This window comes from Pseudomonas spelaei, from assembly GCF_009724245.1.
In the GTDB taxonomy this organism is placed as follows: Bacteria; Pseudomonadota; Gammaproteobacteria; order Pseudomonadales; family Pseudomonadaceae; genus Aquipseudomonas; species Aquipseudomonas spelaei.
On the sequence record NZ_WNNK01000035.1, the window covers coordinates 1 to 18955 of the forward strand.

Sequence of the window (18955 nt, forward strand, 5' to 3'; positions counted from 1 at the left end):
TCACCCCGGCAGGCGCTGATATCGGCACTGGCAGTCAGCCAAGTGATGCGGCCCGCATCACCCTAGCAGGATCCGATATCGGTGGCGGCTGTAGGTCAGATCGCTTGCCCTGCCCTTCTCTCTATATAGAAGCACCAACAAATCCCCTTCCATCGGACTATGGATTTATTGCTGCACCCACAACAACCAAATTGCAGCATTGCGACGTCAATCCTCTTCCCAAGGAAACACCGCACCATGGCTGATAACTACCGGCTCAACATCGGGTCACTGCGCAGCGATGTGAAGCTCACCCTTCACACCCACCATGCCGCTCGCATCTGGATGGGACGCCAAAAAAATGAAATCAAAGCCGGCATTATCGGCTTGTCCGGGTTCTGTACCGTCATCAACCGCATGTCGCGCGGTGCACAGCAGGATGACCCCTACTCCGACTGGTGGATGATTCTTGTCGAAGAAAAAATCAACGAATCGAAGGAAGCACTGAAAACTATTGAAGATCGCCTGGACATGGCGATGGCCTCACTCCCGCCAGCTATCAGCATCAGCGAAAACCTCTCCATCCAACCTGTCAGCCTCCCACTGTACATTGCCAACCCCCTCGGTTTTCAGGCCGTGTATTTGCTGACTAACTACGACGAAATCGTCAGACGCATTCTGCTGGCCCAGCACGTTGGCCTGATCGGGCGCCACGATATGGAAACCTGGATCGATGAAGGTGCCTCGGTGCTACGCAAGTTGTTTGGCCTGGCCCAGAACTACAAATACTCCGGCGCAGCCCGGGATGACTTCGCTGCCAACAATGCCAAAGCTGAGGCAGCCCGCAATATGTACGAGCGTTATGGAGCGCTGCCGCAGAATGTCCTGGAAGGCACCCATCGTTCGAACTTTGCCCCACCCATCATTCGCGGCCACCAGCACACCGAGGTGGATAACGACAACTTCGATGATGCGGCCGAGGGCTGATAAACATGGGCCAGCCCAACTCCAAAGACGGTTTGCTGCAACAGACAGCCTTTCAGCCACTGCAACAGGAAGCCTTTCAGGGACTGCAACAGGCTGCCTCACTAAAAGGCCTTTTAAAGCCTTTTAAAGGTAAGGGGGAGCTGTCCCAGTTTGCCGATTTATGCCGCGCTCAGGAGTCGGGATTGAAAGCACTTGCCCAGGAAGTGCTGAACCAGGCCCGGCGATATCCATTCACCCTTGTGCCTGTGCGGCTGACTGAACAGAACACTCAAGCCGGCACCCAGTTCCTCAGATGGCAGCAAGTGACAGACCGCCGAATGGGCGTCGGCGTTTGGGCAGACATGATGGGTTCATCAAGAACACCAGAACCCATGCTGCACGACTTGTACGCGATGGAGCTGCAACGCATCACCTTGAACATGCAGATGAGTTTGATGCACTCCATCGCCAAGCAGGCCGCCGAATGTGCAGAAAAAATGGGCCAGGCACAGGCCGTGTACATCGCTCGCCTGCAGCAGCTCAACAACCATTCGCCATTACGAGCCCCATAGGATCGTCTCCTTAATTTTGCGGAGACGTTGAAACACCGATTCACCCCAACCAACGGAGACGAGCCATGACCAATACCACCAGCAAGTCTGTATCTGCCTCGACCACTAAACCCTCCACAGAGGTCAGCGTCGAAATTTTCGACGGCAAAGCCACGACCACCAGCCTGGACGTCGCTAAGCATTTTCGGAAACGGCATGACAACGTCATGCGCGATATCAAGAACCTCGAATGCCCCAGTGATTTTCATGCCCTCAATTTTGAGGAGATGATACGTAAGGTCACTGTAGGTAAAGGAGCGGAGAGGGAAGAAAACTACTACCGCATGACTCGCGATGGCTTCACTTTGCTCTGCATGGGTTTTACCGGCAAGGAAGCCATGCATTGGAAAGTCGCGTATCTGACCGCCTTCAACCGGATGGAACAGGTACTGATCGAACAACCCGAAAGCCTGGCCCATCAGCACCTGCTCAAATTCGCGCTGAAAACCCTGGAACTCATGCGCGACCGCACCCACGGGCGACCACCTCGGCCAAGTACCGAACACGTGGTGCAGAACTATCTCGCCGTGGAATCACTGGATCAGGCCTCGCCCGATCAAATCAAACAGGCCATCAACTTCCTGCAAGGACAGATCGTGGGCGAAGGCGCCGCCGCAACCACTCTGCCAGGTGTTGCCGGCAGCTCGATGGCGAAGGACCTCCTCTACGGGCTATTGCGCTCGACTCATGACGCTGAATTGCTCTTCAACTCGCTGTACGACAGCGGCGTCGAAAAGCTGGCCAGCGATGCTTTCAAAAATCACACGGCCGGGAAACTGGCCGAAACCTCGCAACATGCCAGGGACCTACTTGGGTACGTGTCCAGTCACGCTGCTCGTGATCCCTTCACCTACAAATCCAAACACTGAGGTAAACACCATGGGTACGCCCGTACAAAGCTGGGAAGGCAACATCGGCTCTACGCCGGAATTTAAGGAGTTTCCAAACGGCAACAAAGATCCGCGTCGACTCGTGCGGATCAATGCCTATTTTGATAACTCAATCCCCGATGGCAAAGGCGGCTACGAAGATCGTGGCGGTTTTTGGGCAAATGTTGAGTGGTGGCACAAGGACGCCGAGCATTATTCGCAACTGTTCCAGAAAGGCATGCGCGTGATCGTTTCTGGACGCGCCGTTATGGACCGCTGGAAGAACGACGAGGGTGAGTTCGAAGCCTTGAAAATTCAAGCTAGCCGCATCGGTATGTTGCCGCATCGCATCACTGCGGTGACGCTGTCGCCCTCACAACATCAAGCCGCACAGCAGTCCGGAAAACCTCAATCGCAACAGCAGCCGGCACCTAACGCTGAGGACTATCCAGATCCAGACGAGCCGTTTTGATAGGGGTCTTAATTTTCGCCCATTCGGGTAGCTGTCGGTGTGGAGGGGGCGACTCATCGTCGCCCTTATCTCATTTTCAATGAACCCAAAGCAGATAGCGAAGATGAACGAAGAAAAAAGGAACCCTACCGGATACGTTGTCATTGTTGCAGATCATCCAGTCTTAGGTCGCGTTTACTGGGCTTATGTTGATGAAAGCGAAGTCAATGCACCTGACTACTACGGACTCACTCTGGACCTGAAGCGCGCCTCGTGTGTGCCACTTGGATGGCGGACGGGTGAATACCATATGGGGGGACGTGGGGAGACTGATCTTGATACCTGGCAAGCCCGTCGATTTCGCGACACGCTGCTTGACGAATTTCGCCTCGATGCTGAATACCGCACCGACTTTGACGACAAGGGACAGATGACTGAGCACCTAAGCGGTAGCCTGGAGCGGCTCCGTGTACAAAGCGGACAATCCACGCAGGCCTTTATCGAGTGGATCTGCAGCACCGCTTGGAGGGACGAGGCTGCCACTTGCCTGCCGGAATCATCAAACCAATTGGTTCGATAAAAAATCGCGCCAATCGTCAACTCACAGGTTGTATCAAATTCCCATTCGGCTATCTCAAGCACGGAAGTTTAAAACTTCCGTTTCTGAGACAAAAAAATTCCCTATTCGTGGTGCTACTGTCTGACCGACCTGTTCTTCGAGGACCAATAGCCAATGGCGCAATCTCGACCTTCTTTGAAATCAGCAGATAGGCGGCAATTCAACAACCCCCATGCTGCCGTGCAGACAGCTGGTGCAGATGCCGCCCAAAAAGGGCTACGGGTGTGCGACTGCCCCTATCAACATCCCGCCATGCGCGCGTCGTGGTTAAAGGGCTTTGCCCAGGAACAGCAGCTTGCGCTTGACCTCTGACCATAAAAGCCCTTCCGACCAGGCTAACCCCGCGATGCCCTATCAGATAATCCCGTATGGGTGCGAAACCTAGCACTTCCACACGCTCCCGCCGCACAGCCTTTAAAGACCTAAGAGCGGTTAATGGCAACCGCAAAGCGCCTTGCTCCGGCATCAAATTCAACATCGTTTTTTGACAAGCACTGAAGGCTCAATAGCCGATAAATACCAGGCCATTTCAGACAACCCCCAATGGCTAAATTACATATTTTATATGGAAATATAACCTTAACGGCATGGCACGCTGCATTCAAAACCGCGTAATCAATAAGGTATAAACTCTTGCGCCGTCTTAAAGCAATGTTCAAATCAAGTCCGAGTCGTTGCTACTTCGCACTGTTAGATGCTGATGGCTGTTGTCAGGGTTTCATGCACTGTAATGTGCCACCCCGCGGTGAAGGCTGGGTCGAAGTGCGTGAAACTCGCTTGAGCTGGATACAACGCCCATTGCCTGCCAGTGCCCGGCTGGATTCCTTACCTGCACATTTGCAGTAAGCCCATCCGACACGGTAAGCACAGCGAATTGAACCCTCGACTCCTCTAGCCTCAAAAAGCCCTCATTGTGCATTGACCTTTTCCCATTGAAACCCAGCCCACCCTAACGCGACAGTCCCTCTCTCTGTGTAATCCAGAAGGGAAAACCCATGAAGCTATTGATCATCGAGGCGCCAGGTAAGCTGAAAAAGCTCCAGCCAATGATGAAAAAACTGCGTCCAGGAGAAGACTGGCAGGTAGTTGCCAGCGGCGGGCACATCCGCGACCTGCCAGCCAGAGGGCAGGACGACAGCATGATTACTACCGGCGTACGCAAAAATTACAGGCCGGTGTATGAGATCCTGGATAAGAGCGCCAAAGCCGTGCGAACGATCAAGGCCGCAGCGAAACAAGCGAGTGAAATCTACCTCGCTACCGACCCGGATCGTGAAGGTGAAAGCATCAGCTGGCACATCCAGCAGGTGCTGGGGGTTAAAACCTACAAGCGCATCACTTTCAACGAAATCACCCTCAAGCGTGTCGAGGAAGCCCTGGCCAATCCGCGACAAATTGATTTGAACAGAGTTGCCTCACAGGAATGCCGTCGTGTTCTGGATCGCCTGGTAGGTTACCTGGTGACTCAAGAACTCCGTCGTTTGATGGGCAAACCTACGTCTGCCGGTCGTGTTCAATCGCCTGCTGTGTTCCTGGTCGTTTTGCGCGAGCGCGAAATTCGTAATTTTCAGGTGGTCAATCACTTTGGTGTGCGCTTGAACTTTATGGCTATGAATCAGGACAGCGCCTGGAATGCAGAATGGCAACCCGTGCCGGACTTTGCGAGCAAAGACTTTCCGTACGTTCAGGATGCCAACTTGGCCCAACTCGTCGCCAGTACACGCAATGTTGTCGTGGAATCCTGCGAAGATCGTAAGGCCGAACGCCATCCGCCGGCACCGTTCATCTCATCCACCCTGCAACAAGCCGCCAGTAACGCGTTGAAGTGGGATCCGGACAAAACCATGCAAGTGGCCCAGCGTTTGTACGAACAAGGCGTCATCACCTATCACCGCACGGACAACCCAAACGTACCAGACGAAGCCATGGAGGATATTCTGACGGTAGCCAACGTCCTCGGCGTGACAGCCGTCGATACCCGCCGCACGTTCAAAGCCGCCGAAGGGGCTCAGGAAGGTCACCCGGCCATCACCCCAACCCATTGGTCTGACAGGTCAGCCGGTGAAAACGACGACGAATTAGCCTTGTATAAGCTGATCTGGGTTCGGGCATTGGCCAGCCAACTCGAAGCCGCTGTGTTCGAGGTGCGCACGTTAAAACTGCTTGCGGTTGGGCCTGGCGGCAAAACGCTGCGTTTTACCGCGACGGGTGAAACGCTCTGTCATCCCGGCTGGCGAAAACTGCAAAAGGGGGATGATACAGATGAGGATAAGGACACAGAGGCAAACAACCCTGTCCCAGCGCTCTCACCCAAGCAAATCCTCACCGTGCACACCGGCGAACTGCTGCAGAAGAAAACCCAGCCACCGTCACGCTACACCAAAGCCAGCCTGATCAAAGAAATGGAGCGGCGTGGCATTGGCCGTCCCAGTACGTTCGCCTCGATCTTGAAAAACATCACCAGCAAGGGGCTGATCGAGGAGAAAAGCCGCAAGTTGGTACCGGCCTCGTTAGGGGAAGAAACAATCGCCAAGCTTGAAGGGTTCTTCAGTTTCGTGGAGCTGGACTTTACGCGGGAGGTGGAGCGCGACCTGGATAAAATCGCCCAGGGCCAGGACACCTATGGAGCCGTCGTCGCACGCCTGCACAGCCGCCTGGAAGAGGAGCTGTCACAGCAACGTGGAATGCCAAGTGTGCCCATGGCATCCGCTACTCGATCCGTTCCAGCAGGCGAGATTTACAGCTGCCCCAAATGCAATCAACCGCTGGCCAGGCGACACAAAAAAGGCGACGGTGGCTATGACTTCTGGGGCTGCACGGGATTCAAGGCGAATGGCTGCAAGGTCAGTTTCCCTACCTTGAACGGCAAGCCAAACTTCGATAAACCACGAGGCGTCTGAGGTGTTCAGGGCGTGAATTAGCTGTAGCGCCCAGCCACGAGGTGGGGTTGGTTCGCACCTCCGACCTGACCACCGGATGCATCCGGCGCCTTTTTTCCCCTTGATGTAAATCACCTCCATGGGCGTTATGCATTAGTACTGGATGATCATCGTCCCCATGCCCGACATTCCTCTGCGAATCGCAGAGGAGGTCATGGGTGAGCGTACTGAATAGACAATCGGTGTTGGAACTGCGCATCTTTGCGCCGAAGCTGGAGAAGTACTCTGACCGGCAAATTGAAGTCGCCCAGACCTGGGCTTTGCATTTTAGCGTACCGCCCTCCCGACTGACCTCATTCATCGAAAACTATCTGAACTCAACCGTCCACACGCGGTGCTGGTGCGTCACCCTGCCTTCAACAAGTGATCAAAAACGGCCAGTTTTGGCCAGAGTCGGCGATCACCTCCAATACTTCGATGGTCATCAAGTTAAAGCCTGCAAAATCGTCAGCAAGGACCGCGTGCACAAGAAAAAACCCACTGCACGGGTGGCCCAACAGCTTCTGCTCAGATTTGAAAAACGCTGGTATTCAGACGTACTACTGACCTCTTTCTGCAAGTTGGCTGGGGAGCGGGCTAAAGCCTTATCGGTTGAAGATCTCGGATGCTTTAATCGCAGAGGCTACGATTCGACGGTGAGCAACAATCGGTACTTCAGTCCTCGAACCCGATTTTATCTGACGCAGATTGGCAGCACGCTGAAGCAGTTTTGCCAGTGCCTAGACCAAGAGCTTTTATTCGCCATTCGTTCAGCGCAATGCCCCTCCCCCAAGCTCTATAACTGGCTTGCTCAAGGCGACCGCAAACGCCGCCTGCAGGCATTGAAAGCCCAACCGGTACTGATTCCACTTCTGGTGCTGGTAGATCAATGGCCATGGCCGTGGGATGGGCAGCAGCAGGTATACATGAACTGCCCGTGGGACGACCTTCAAGAATGCCGACCAAACTGGAGCGACGATGGCTCTTTGATCATCGCGCAAGAGTGCCTGATCGGTCGCATTGCAGACGCAGGCCTTCCCCTTACCGACACACTGGCGTGGCTGCTACAGGCGCCGCGCACTGCAGTGCGCTACCTAGGTCAACAACGGGTATTCGATACCGGCAGTGCATTAACCCGTATCAATCGTGAGGGGCCTGAAGGGCCCTGGCATCGACTGCTGCTGGGAGCCTCACTGGGCAATCGCCGTCCCCATAAAAAAGCACACTGGATCAGTTTCTTCGCCCTTCTGGATAAAATCCCGTATCAACTGCGGGAGCAGACGCAGGACTGGAACAGGCTGCTGTCGGGGTGTCCAACCGATTGGTCTGACCCCAGTTGGCCCCAAATCGCCGACGACTTACGAGACCTAAACGAGCTCTTCAACAACATAGATCAGAGCTACGGACCCGATGCCTGTGAAGCACTAAAAAAGCTCAAAAGCTTCATTGGTACTGCTACCTATCACCAGATCGTCAGTTTGGTGGATGCCTTTCACCTCGCGATGATAGACATACGTGAAGCCCTGGATGCAGCAGATTCCCAAACAAAAACAGACTCTTTAACACCCTGGAGGCCGCTGCTTATTTCAAACGACACATCCCTCATAAGCCCGAATGGGCTGCAAATTGTCGAACTGAAATGCCCAGCCGATCTTTATGCGGAACATCGAGCGCTGGGCCATTGCATTGATGGTTACGACTACAGCGCTTATCGAGGCAACTGCCGTCTTTTTTCGGTTCGAGAAAACGGGCAATCGTTGACCTCTGCCGAAATCCAGATGAATGAAAGTGCCTGGGGAGAAACGCTAGAAAAATTGACTCCCAAACACTTGGTGACAACACAACTGCGAGGGCTACGCAATCGCACGCCTAAGCCGGGCTCCAGGGTTGACCGGGCCTATCAATGGTTTTGGGCAAAGATCAAATCAGGTGAACTCGCCATCAATCTGGAATGGCCCGACCAAACCCTATCCATGTCTCGCTATACAAATCGAAACCGGAAACAACTGCATGCTCAAGCGTGCGCGGAATGGATCAACCAACGACTGAGTAAAACATGAGCCGTCCGCGCCTCATGAACCGCCGGCAGGACCTGGTCGAAAAGGTCATTTTCGACGGCTATGACTTCGGCATTTTGTTGCAGTACGTCGAAGGAGCCAATCGGCTGTTTCTCGAACGTGATGGTTTCTATATCCGACGTGCCGAGCACCCCCAGCATCGCTATTGGCGCTTGCCCAAAGGCAAGTTGCTGGATGACCTGGATGTGCTTTTCCACCGTTTGATGGAGTTGTCCGAGGACCGCTTCAATGAAAGTTGGGAGACGTTTTCACAGAAAATCTCAGCGGCACAGCGCGCTCCAGATCGGCAGGCATTTACCTGGGGGCTGACCTTTCGGATCGCGCCACTCGTGCAGGGCGGGATCCTGCTGTCGGGTGACTATCATCCTGGCGCGGTCGCCGTTTCAAGGCGCATGCACGGCGTTTTTCTCGGGCAATCCAAGTCCTGGCGAATCGATGCCAGCGCCGAACTGGTGCGCTCCAACCTCATTCTGGAGCTGGGGCTGTCCGAGGATCAGTTCGAAATCCTTGACACCGTGCAGGAGCTGCTGACCGACGGATCAATTGTTCCCGCTGACGAAATCACCCGCATCAGCCTCGGAGGCCCGCCACAAGAACGCGCTGCCCAGGCTGGCAATGAAGACGTCTCAACCGACGTGTACCTTGCCGCTGTACCCTCCATCGAGCGGACAGAACTCACCACCGAACAAATTGATCAAGCCTTGGCGGGTCATTCATTACTGGGCCATCAACCGACAGGCATCCGGCACCTGCTTCAGCGGACCAGTGCATTACTTGCAGATGATATGGGCCTGGGCAAGACACGCCAGGCAATCATTGCCGCCGCTGTCCGGGCGGCCGATAAACCCATCTTGGTCATCACCCTGTCGACGCTGATCATCAACTGGCAACGCGAAATTCAGATGGTGTATCCCGATGCCAAGATCGGCCAGCAGGTCTTTGATCCAGCATCACAGTGGATTATTACCAACTACGAGCGCTTGGGCGATTTTGTACTGCAGGCGAGCCACTTTGAAGTGATGATCATCGACGAGGCACACCGTTTGAAAGAGCCTACCGCCGCGTGGACGCGCCACGGATTCGATATCGCGGCCAAGGTGCCCAATCGCTATCTACTCACCGGAACACCCGTCCTCAACCGGGAATCAGAACTGCACACGCTGCTGCGCCTGTCAGGACATCCTGTTGGGAGGCTGCCCCTCAAAGAGTTCTGCGAACAGTTCGCCGGCAGTCAGGATTTTCGAAAGAACCTGCGGGACGCGATTGGCGACTGGATGCTTCGTCGCCGTAAGGACGTGTTGCCGGGACTTAAGGGTAAGCAGCGGCAAACACTGCCGGTGGAGCTGTCTGTGGAGGAACGCCGTGAATATGATCAGATACGTCTCGAAGACAGGCCTAGCCTCGCTAGGTTGGGTTCACTGCGCCAGTTACTGGAGCAGGTCAAGATTCGTGTCGTCATGGAGCTACTGGGCGAACTGGACGCGCAGGACAAGGTTATTTTGTTCTGTGAGTTCAAAGACACGGTCAGTACGCTGCACGCTCAGTGCGAGCAAGCCGAGTATGGTTGCGTCACGGTGGTCGGCAGTGACTCTGTGGGCAAACGCCAGAAAGCGATCGATCAATTCCAAAGTGATCCAGACATCCGTGTCTTCGTTGCCACGACTTCTGCTGCCGGCACCGGCAACAACCTGACCGCTGCCAACTACGTCATGTTCTTGGGCCTGCCCTGGACGCCAGGGTTACAGGACCAGGCTGAGGACAGAGCGTATCGAAACGGACAGTTGCGTATGGTTGTGGTGAAAATTCCTTTGGTGGAAAACACCATTGATCAGATGCTATGGCAGATGCTACTGGATAAACGACAACTGGCAAGTGACCTGATTGAGCCCGATCCGGCCGCCACCGCCAGGTCCGAGTTGTCGGCGATTTTGTGAGTTGCCAGATTAACTGCTAAACATGTCCCGCTGTCAGAAACGTTTGCCCGATGACAGCGCTCTTTATTTTGTGTCAGCATATAGCCACCACATAACAGTAGGGGGCGGCGGCGATGCTCGACATTTTGCAAGGCACCCCCCTCTGGGTATACGGCGTATTCCTCCTGATTTGTTACTACGGTATCAAAGCTCGAAAAGCTCATCTGGAGCGCCCACGCACCCTCCTAATTACACCTCTGCTTTTTGCACTCTGGTCATTTTTTTCTCTCAAATACGCGGACCATTTTGCGATAACGCTTTGCGTTTGGCTGGTAGGAATTGTGCTGGGCTGCCTTGCTGCCTCTTCATTGTTTCCTCACCAGAGACTGACCTTAGCGGAAGGTGGTCAGCGCCTGATTGTGCCAGGCAGTTGGAATATTCTCGGAATATACTTACTGTTCTTTGCCATAAAATATTTCCTTGGTTATCAAGAAGCAGTACATCCAGAACACTCAAACGACGCTGAGCTAATTCTTATAGCTGGTTTTGCACCAGGGTTCACCGTGGGGTTGTTTTTTGGTAGAGCTGCTAATTACTACCGTGGATGGCTGGAACTTCGAGGCGTGGGAGTTTGATCGGATCCGGCCCCCCTGTTTGTGAAACGTCGCTAATCAGCTAGTCGCTCTACTCTCCCGAGAAGTGATGCAAGTGTTCGTTGTCACGGTTTGAGCTGGCCCCAAATCCTTGTTACTCCGAGGCAAAAAAACAGTGAATATCGGTAGACTTTGACTTAGGTGCGAATAATGCTTTTGCTTACCAAGTGAATCCGACACAGCCCTATTATCTATTTCATGCTGCGCCACTGCCAACACCTTGCCACCGTGCCTCCATCATCAACGGAGGCCTCTCAGCACATGACCAAACACTTCATCACCCTCTCCCTGTTTGCACTCATCGTAAGCTGTGCGGACCAAACGACCCAGGCGCATAAGCGTGCGCTGGACAGCAGCCGAAATCCAGACATGTCGACACGGGCCCTATACCACAACGGCGCCTTTGCCGAAAAAGAACTGGCAGTACGTTATGGCCGCTACATCCTGTTAGCACCCTGCCCGACACAGATCAGCGTGGTTCAGATAATCATTCAGCAAATATATAAGATTAATCCTATTAAAAATTAAGCACTTTATCAATATTAATATTAATTTAATCAATGTACGTTGGCCTGCATGCAAAAATAAACCATGCAAAGCAGAAAATATTATTCGAGCGTGTAGTAATAAACATTAGAACTAAAATAAATATTTAGCGCATGGGAAAATCTCTTCGCGCAAGGCATACGCCTCAATTTAGAGCATTTGCCCTGCCAACATAAATAGCGCCAATGGTAACAACCATCAAAAACTCAATTTAACTTTGGCAAGCAGATTTATTATCCGCATAGCGACCTCAACAATATCCACGCCACACTTTTATAAAAAAATATTTAACAACCTTACTGCTTCGCTGACTACGATTTTTTTGCTCCTTCGTTGAGCACCCGCTGACTCTGCCCAAAACCCAATATATCTCCGGAACAAAGGAAAACCATTATGGGTAGCTTAAATAATGTGTTAGCAGTACATCGACATCCCGACACAATATATCTTAAATTAGCTTCTACCACTGCTGGGGTGATCTTATGGCTCGCACAGATCACAACGGCGAACGCTTATGCTCCCGTCAGTGAGAACAACCCCTATACTCCAAAAGTACTGGAAGCCGCTTTTAGAAAAGCCATCGTGCTATCCCCCCTCAAGCCTGAGTCTGAGATCGTCGATTTCGAGGCCAAGCAGTTCGCCGCCCAGTCCGGCAAGTTCAATTCGCCTCTCAAGCAATACTACGAATTGCAACCGAAAAACCTCATGATCGACGCCATGCTCGGCGATACCAAACAGCCGGCAACTAACGATTACAAAGATGTTCTATTCGACAACCGTGGCAAATATACCACCGAAATATTCAACTTATCCAAAGCTATAATCGCCAACTTACCAGCAGCTAAGCCTTACACCTACATGGAACCAGGCATTAGTAGCAACTTCACGGCACAATTGAATTCTGGTCAATCCTGGGCTGCCGCAACTCGCGACTGGAGCATCAACGCGCAAACCTGGAAGACCCCAGAAGCTCTGGTCAACCCTGGACTGGAGCGCGTCAACGCGTATTACGCCTATGCTCTGGGTATGACCGGCAAAGGTGTGAATGTCGGCGTGCTCGACTCGGGCATTCTCACCGAGCACTTCGAGTTCCAGGGCAAGAATGCCCAGGGCCAGGACCGTGTGCAGGCGGTGACGTCCACCGGTGAGTACTACGCCACTCATCCGCGCTACCTCCACGACACCCCGGATGGCGAGTTTCAGAAGGGCGAGCATTTCAGTATTTCCGGTGAGTACGACCCGGTGATCAACGACGGCCACGGTACGGAAATGTCCGGTGTACTGGGCGCCAGCCGCAACGGCACCGGCATGCACGGCATCGCCTTCGACGCCAACCTGTTTGTCGCCAACACCGGCGGCACCGATGACAACCGCTTCCAGGGCTCCAATGACCTCGACTACAACGCGTTCATGGCCAGCTACAACGCCCTGGCCGCTAAGAACGTCTCGATCGTCAACCAGAGTTGGGGCCAGAATTCTCGCAACGATGTGGAGAACCACTTCGGCAACGTTGGCGACAGCGCGGCCGATAACCTGCGGGACATGACGGCCGCTTATCGCCCGTTCTGGGACAAAGCCCACGCCGGGCAAAAGACCTGGATGGACGCCATGGCTGACGCCGCACGGCAAAACACCTTTATCCAGATCATCTCGGCGGGTAACGACAGCCACGGCGCCAACCCGGATACCAACGCCAACCTGCCGTTCTTCAAGCCTGATATCGAATCCAAATGGCTATCGATCACCGGTTATGACGAGACCAGCGCCCAGGTGTACAACCGCTGTGGCACGTCGAAGTGGTGGTGCGTGATGGGTGTTTCGGGTATCCCGTCCACCAGAACTGAAGATCACCTCATCTCCAATTCCAACGGCACCTCCGCTGCGGCGCCCAGCGTGTCCGGCGCCCTAGCCCTAGTCATCCAACGCTTCCCCTATATGAGTGCCAGCCAAGCTCGGGACGTATTATTGACCACCGCCAGCCTCCAAGCGCCAGACGGAGCGGATACACCTGTGGGTGCTGAGGAAGGGCCACGTACTGGCAGACCACTGCAGCCGGTATACAATGCTCCACCTGGCACGCCTCAAGTGCCAGGAGTGGTCAGCGGTTGGGGATTACCCAACTTGCAAAAAGCCATGCAAGGACCGGGACAGCTCCTCGGTTCGATGGCAGTGGCCTTGCCCGCTGGCATTCGGGATATCTGGGCCAACCCGATTTCCGATGAGGCAATCCGCACCCGTCGAGTGGAGGACACCACCGAGCAGGCGGCCTGGACAGCGACTAAACAGCAAAAAGGTTGGCTCAACGGTCTACCTGCCAATGCTTCTGCAGATGATCAGTTCCAATACGAAATCGGCAACGCACGGGAACAGGCAACGCTGACGCGCGGCAAAGATTTACTCACCGGCAACACCTATGTTGGCAGCCTGATTAAATCAGGAGACGGTGAACACGTACTGGAAGGCCATAATACCTACTCGGGTAGCACTTGGGTGCGTGGCGGCAAGTTATCGGTAGACGGCTCGCTGACCTCCGCCGTGACAGTAGATGGAAGCGCCGTAGGCACCCGCAACCCGGAGAACGGTGTGATAACCACACTGGGTGGCACACTGGCAGGGAATGGCACGATCGGTACTTTGACTATCAACAACGGCGGCAGTGTTGCTCCTGGGCACTCGATCGGAACGCTACGCACTCAGGGTGTTACCTTTAATCCTGGTTCACAGTATGTGGTCGACGTTAACCGTAACGGACAAAGTGACCAAATTCAAAGTAACGGAACTGTTACTCTTAATGGCGGAGTTGTGACGGTATCAATGCAAAACGACACTAACCTGCTCACCCTTAAAGAAACTCGCAGTTTGCTGGGGCAGCGATTGAATATTCTCAGCGCCGGCCAAAGCGTGAAAGGACAATTCTCTACCGTACTCCCTAACTCTTTATTCATTAGCAGCCAACTAATCTACCAACCAAATCAAGTAACGCTTAAACTCGACCGTAACCAAACGAGCTTTGCAAGTATCGGACAAACTCGTAATGAGCGCGCCGTAGCGATGGCAGCAGATACCCTGAGTGCTGGTAACCCTGTTTATGAAAGCATTCTATCCTCGAAGACAGCCGCCCAAGCTCGCCAAGCGTTCAGCCAACTAAACGGACAGATTTATTCAGATATCACTGGAGCACTCATAAGCGATAGCCGTTACATTCGCGATGCAATCAATGGTCGTCTGCAACAAGCCCAGGCGCTAAGTCCTAACGCACAAATTCAGGCAAGCCATAATGGAGGGTGGGTGCAACTTTTGGGGGGACATAACAACATTAAAGGTGATGGCAACGCCAGCGGATATTCTTCATCGATTAGTGGTGTATTACTAGGGCTAGACACAGACATGGCAGACGGATGGCGCTTTGGGGCGGCCACGGGCTATAGCCAAACAAAGCTTAACGGATCTCTCAAGACAAAAGTTGAGAGCGCTAACTATCATCTTTCACTTTATGGTGGCAAGCAATACGACACAATTGCCCTGCGCATTGGTGAGACTACTACCTGGCATGATTTGAATACTAAGCGCCGTGTTAGCTACGACAGTCAGTTGGCCTACCCAAAGGCCGATTACAGCGCCCGCACGGATCAGGTGTTCGCTGAAATTGGTTATACTCGCTGGAGCATTATACAGCCTTTCGCAAGCCTCACCTATCTGAACCACCATGACGATTCTTTCAAAGAAAAAGGGGGCGCTGCTACCTTGCATGCTGACAAGCAAAACCAGAATGCAGCGCTTTCCAACCTAGGGCTTCGTGCTCATACCAAACTTCCGATTAGCAGCACGTCGTCGTTGCACTTACAAGGTGAGTTGGGCTGGGAGCATCAATTGAGTAATACCGATCGCAAAGCCTCATTGAAGCTGACTGGTAGTGACACAGCCTTTGCCGTCAACAGTGTGCCAGTTGCACGTGATGGTGCAACCATTAAGGCAAGCGCGGAAATGGCTTTGACCCAAGATACCCTAGTATCTTTAAACTACAGCGGTATGTTGTCGGCCAAGGGTAATAGCAATGGGCTAAACGCTGAATTCACCTTCCGATTTTAAATGAAATTTTAGACATGAGAGTGTGCCAAATAATTGGCACACTCTTTTTATAAAACTCAAAATGGAAGCGATGACGTGGCCGTTTGATCTGCACCGCCCTTCTGACTTGTGAAGCGCCGCAAACCAGCTAGCCATTCAACCTATCTAAGTAGCAATTCGAGTACTCATCATCACAATTTGAGTTGGCTCCTAATATTAGCCGCCCTAAGGTGGAAAACAGTGAGTCTCGATAAGCTTTGACTTACGCATTGTAATGATGCTTTTGCGTCCCACATAAATCCGACACAGCTCTGTTATCTATTTCCTGCTGCGCCACGGCCAACAGCCTGCCACCGTGCCTCCATCGTCAACGGAGGCCTCTCGGCACATGACCAGGCACTTCATCACCCTCTCCCTGCTTGCACTCATCGTAAGCTGTGCGGACCAAACGCCCCAGGCGCACAAGCCTGCGTTCGACAGCAGCCGAAATCCGGACATGTTGACACCGGACCTCTATCCCAGCGGCGCCGTTCCTGAAAAAGATCCGGTCGTGCGCTATGGCCGTTACACCCTGGTCAGCACCCTACCCGACTCAGGTCAGCGCGACCTGATGGCGCAAATCATCGACGTCAGCATTCCAGCCAACATGCACCCCAATGTACGCGATGCCATGCAGTACGTTGTGGATCGTTCGGGCTATACGCTTTGCTCTGCCGACATCGGTCATGTCGGCATTCTCTACAGCCGACCGCTGCCTGCCGCCCAATACAAGCTTGGTCCAATGACCCTGCGTAACACCTTACAAGTGCTCGCGGGTCCGGCCTGGCAAGTGAAAGTCGATGAAGTGAACCGACAGGTGTGCTATGCCTTGCGCCCTGGCTATCAATTACCTGACCCTCCCCAACTTGCAAAAACTCAAGTTGCGCTCACCAACACGTTGCCTGTACCAGGCGCTGCTGCGGCTAGCTCTTCAAGTAGCGCAGTAGTTATCGCAGCCGTGCCGCCTCAGGCACCGATTACCGCCAACACCTCAGGTTCTGCACCGCCTAAATCTGCGCCCATCCCTGTAGCTCCTGCCAAGGATGGTCCTATTACGCTGTCGACTGCACAAGCCGTGGCAGCGTCCTCGACACTCAAAAACAATTCCCCAACGCCCAGTACCACTAAGCCGGCCACGGTCATTCCCGGACAACCGCCAACCACAGCTAAGGTGGCTGAGGCCTCGAAGCCACTGCCTCAGACATGGACAGCGTCCAGTGGCTCAACCCTGCGTCAAACCGTTGAAAGCTGGGCGACCACTGCCAATTGGAAACTGATTTGGAAAGTAGATGACCTGGATTATCCCATCGATGCGCCGCTTCGATTCGAGGGCAGTTTCGAAGAAGCCATCAAAGAGATTTTCCCGCTTTATGACTCGGCTCCTCGATCCTTTGTAGTCGACGGCAGTTCATCACAGCGGCTGATTTACATCGCAGAGAGAAAATTATGATGACTGCTCGTCTCTGGATCCGAGGCATTGGTCTGTCAATCATGCTGACCCTGGCTAGCGCCTGCTCACTGCAGCGGGTAAATGAATCGGCCAGTCGCGTCGAAAACGACGCAGCGACAGCCGCACAATACAGCCGCTTTCTGAGAAACCAACAGCAAGAGCCCGCACGGGATACGGTCGTGTTCAGCGACAAACCCTGGGTATCAAAACAACCCATGGTCTCCAAGCGTGGTTTACCACTGCCCCTGGATTGCGACATTACCTACCGTCCCTCGTATAACGTCGGAATCGCAGAGGTTGCGCGTTACATCACCAGCGAATGCGGCGTACCGGTCATTGTGGCTCCTGATGCCATCGACCCAAGCGTCCTAACCAGCACAAGCCAAGGCAGCGCTGGACCGTCAGGCCCACCGGCTTTGACGGCACCAGACAACCTGGCCAGTTTCATGCCCGCCGGTATAACCGGCAACATGCCCGCTAGTGTCCGGGCTGGTTTGCCTGCGCCCAATACGTTCCCCCTCAAGTACAGCGGCAAGCTGTCAGGTTTGTTAAATCAGGTAACCGCCCAGTTGGGTTTGGCGTGGAACTACTCCTCCGATGATCGCAGCGTACGAATCACCTACTTCGATACTCAAACGTTTGATGTATGGGCCTTTGGGGATGATCAAGTCATCGAAAGCACGGTGAAATCCGGCTTACTCACTGCGACCGGCAGTGGAAGCGGCTCGGGTGGCGGCGGCTCCACAACAGGTGCCTCGGGTGAATCCGGCAGTAACCAGAGCACCACCGTCACCATCAAGACATCACTGATCGGTGACATCGTAAAGAATGTTAAAACGATGCTGAGCCAACAACCTCATGGCCGGATGTTCCTCTCTCGATCCACTGGCACCCTGACGGTCAGTGATCGGCCGGAGGTGCTTTCAAACGTCGCCCAATACTTGAAGTCAATCAATCGCAGCATCACGCGCCAGGTGCTGTTCAACGTCAAGATCTTCGAGGTAACGCTCTCTGACAGAGACCAGACAGCGCTGAACTGGACGGCCGTTTACACCTCACTGCACAACAAGTGGGGCTTCTCCCTGAAAAATGCCGCAACCGGAATCAGTACCGGTGCTGTATCCGGCTCCCTAAGTATTTTGGATACATCAAAATCACCTTGGGCAGGCTCCAACGTGATCATGAAAGCATTGTCTGAACAAGGTCGTATCTCGAACGTCCGATCCCCTTCAATCACCACGCTGAATCTGCAGCCTGCGCCTATCCAGATCGGCAACGTCAAAAGCTATGTAGCCTCAAGCTCGACCACCACAACTGCATCGGTGGGGTCATCCACGTCGTTGTCGCCTGCAACCATCACCAGCGGTTTCAACATGATGTTGCTTCCCCGGATCATCGACCAGGACAACATGCTGCTGATGATCACCCTGAGCATGAGTAGCAAACCGACCTTTACCACTTTTAGCAGCAATGGTGCCAGCGTCCAAACCGCCGATTACGACACCAAAAATCTATCGCCCAAAGTCAAACTACGCAGCGGTCAAACCTTGGTGTTGACCGGCTTTGAGGAGAACAGTGAAAACGCGACGAAGTCAGGTGTCGGTGATCCTGGTTTTCTGGGCTTGGGCGGGAGCCGGATCCGTAACACGGATCACACCGTGCTCGTTGTGTTGATTACGCCCGTGGTAGACAGCGACACAAGCAGCCCTAGCGCGATGGCCCCACCTGCTGCCAACGAGCCATGGGGCTCTTGCCCTATCCCTTTGCTGCAATGCGCAGAATTTAAGGGGTAGGC

The 18955-nt window shown here is 53.7% G+C and carries 15 protein-coding genes; all 15 read left to right on the top strand.

Annotation, left to right across the window (positions count from 1 at the left end):
- Positions 1–245: hypothetical protein (locus GNF76_RS29485; protein WP_218585312.1), on the top strand; the 245-nt coding region annotated here is incomplete at its 5' end.
- On the top strand, positions 238–966 hold the full coding sequence (locus GNF76_RS26680) for a PFL_4669 family integrating conjugative element protein (protein WP_155586058.1): 729 nt from the start codon (positions 238–240) through the stop codon (positions 964–966). The genes GNF76_RS29485 and GNF76_RS26680, both read left to right, overlap by 8 nt.
- Positions 967–971: 5 nt before the next feature.
- Positions 972–1517 (top strand): DUF3158 family protein, encoded by a 546-nt coding sequence (locus GNF76_RS26685; RefSeq protein WP_155586059.1) that lies wholly within the window; start codon positions 972–974, stop codon positions 1515–1517.
- A 65-nt stretch (positions 1518–1582) separates the two neighbouring features.
- Positions 1583–2425 carry a Rha family transcriptional regulator gene (locus GNF76_RS26690; protein ID WP_155586060.1) on the top strand — a complete coding sequence of 281 codons (843 nt, stop codon included), beginning with the start codon at positions 1583–1585 and terminating at the stop codon, positions 2423–2425.
- Between the two features lie 10 nt (positions 2426–2435).
- Positions 2436–2897: a single-stranded DNA-binding protein gene (locus GNF76_RS26695; RefSeq protein WP_155586061.1), complete on the top strand. Its 462-nt coding sequence runs from the start codon at positions 2436–2438 to the stop codon at positions 2895–2897.
- Between the two features lie 103 nt (positions 2898–3000).
- Entirely contained in the window at positions 3001–3456 is a 456-nt protein-coding gene (locus GNF76_RS26700) for a hypothetical protein (protein WP_178123609.1), read from the top strand.
- 153 nt (positions 3457–3609) lie between these two features.
- Positions 3610–3807: a CrpP family ICE-associated protein gene (locus GNF76_RS26705; RefSeq protein WP_155586062.1), complete on the top strand. Its 198-nt coding sequence runs from the start codon at positions 3610–3612 to the stop codon at positions 3805–3807.
- A gap of 683 nt (positions 3808–4490) precedes the next feature.
- Positions 4491–6395: a type I DNA topoisomerase gene (topA, locus tag GNF76_RS26710; protein WP_155586063.1), complete on the top strand. Its 1905-nt coding sequence runs from the start codon at positions 4491–4493 to the stop codon at positions 6393–6395.
- Between the two features lie 197 nt (positions 6396–6592).
- Positions 6593–8473, top strand: coding sequence for a hypothetical protein (locus GNF76_RS26715; RefSeq protein ID WP_178123610.1), 1881 nt, complete (start codon positions 6593–6595; stop codon positions 8471–8473).
- Complete coding sequence (locus tag GNF76_RS26720; RefSeq protein ID WP_178123611.1) at positions 8470–10425, top strand: DEAD/DEAH box helicase; 1956 nt, start codon at positions 8470–8472, stop codon at positions 10423–10425. Before GNF76_RS26715 ends, GNF76_RS26720 begins: the two co-directional genes overlap by 4 nt.
- Positions 10426–10538: 113 nt before the next feature.
- On the top strand, positions 10539–11039 hold the full coding sequence (locus GNF76_RS26725; RefSeq protein ID WP_155586064.1) for a DUF6622 family protein: 501 nt from the start codon (positions 10539–10541) through the stop codon (positions 11037–11039).
- Between the two features lie 279 nt (positions 11040–11318).
- Positions 11319–11585 carry a hypothetical protein gene (locus tag GNF76_RS26730; RefSeq protein ID WP_155586065.1) on the top strand — a complete coding sequence of 89 codons (267 nt, stop codon included), beginning with the start codon at positions 11319–11321 and terminating at the stop codon, positions 11583–11585.
- A gap of 411 nt (positions 11586–11996) precedes the next feature.
- Positions 11997–15692 carry an autotransporter domain-containing protein gene (locus GNF76_RS26735; protein WP_155586066.1) on the top strand — a complete coding sequence of 1232 codons (3696 nt, stop codon included), beginning with the start codon at positions 11997–11999 and terminating at the stop codon, positions 15690–15692.
- Between the two features lie 367 nt (positions 15693–16059).
- Positions 16060–17160 carry a PFGI-1 class ICE element type IV pilus protein PilL2 gene (gene pilL2 / locus GNF76_RS26740; RefSeq protein ID WP_155586067.1) on the top strand — a complete coding sequence of 367 codons (1101 nt, stop codon included), beginning with the start codon at positions 16060–16062 and terminating at the stop codon, positions 17158–17160.
- A complete protein-coding gene (gene pilN / locus GNF76_RS26745; RefSeq protein ID WP_155586068.1) occupies positions 17160–18953 on the top strand; it encodes a PilN family type IVB pilus formation outer membrane protein in 1794 nt (597 codons plus the stop codon). The genes pilL2 and pilN overlap by 1 nt, the downstream gene beginning before the upstream one ends.
- The last annotated feature ends 2 nt before the right edge of the window (positions 18954–18955 follow it).

Bases quoted from the DNA above. Each gene is read 5' to 3' on its own strand.
- GNF76_RS26695 (WP_155586061.1), top strand. From the start codon at position 2,436: ATGGGTACGCCCGTACAAAGCTGGGAAGGCAACATCGGCTCTACGCCG.
- pilN (WP_155586068.1), top strand. From the start codon at position 17,160: ATGACTGCTCGTCTCTGGATCCGAGGCATTGGTCTGTCAATCATGCTG.
- GNF76_RS26680 (WP_155586058.1), top strand. From the start codon at position 238: ATGGCTGATAACTACCGGCTCAACATCGGGTCACTGCGCAGCGATGTG.
- GNF76_RS26700 (WP_178123609.1), top strand. From the start codon at position 3,001: ATGAACGAAGAAAAAAGGAACCCTACCGGATACGTTGTCATTGTTGCA.
- GNF76_RS26705 (WP_155586062.1), top strand. From the start codon at position 3,610: ATGGCGCAATCTCGACCTTCTTTGAAATCAGCAGATAGGCGGCAATTC.
- GNF76_RS26725 (WP_155586064.1), top strand. From the start codon at position 10,539: ATGCTCGACATTTTGCAAGGCACCCCCCTCTGGGTATACGGCGTATTC.
- GNF76_RS26685 (WP_155586059.1), top strand. From the start codon at position 972: ATGGGCCAGCCCAACTCCAAAGACGGTTTGCTGCAACAGACAGCCTTT.
- GNF76_RS26735 (WP_155586066.1), top strand. From the start codon at position 11,997: ATGGGTAGCTTAAATAATGTGTTAGCAGTACATCGACATCCCGACACA.
- topA (WP_155586063.1), top strand. From the start codon at position 4,491: ATGAAGCTATTGATCATCGAGGCGCCAGGTAAGCTGAAAAAGCTCCAG.
- GNF76_RS26690 (WP_155586060.1), top strand. From the start codon at position 1,583: ATGACCAATACCACCAGCAAGTCTGTATCTGCCTCGACCACTAAACCC.
- pilL2 (WP_155586067.1), top strand. From the start codon at position 16,060: ATGACCAGGCACTTCATCACCCTCTCCCTGCTTGCACTCATCGTAAGC.
- GNF76_RS26720 (WP_178123611.1), top strand. From the start codon at position 8,470: ATGAGCCGTCCGCGCCTCATGAACCGCCGGCAGGACCTGGTCGAAAAG.
- GNF76_RS26730 (WP_155586065.1), top strand. From the start codon at position 11,319: ATGACCAAACACTTCATCACCCTCTCCCTGTTTGCACTCATCGTAAGC.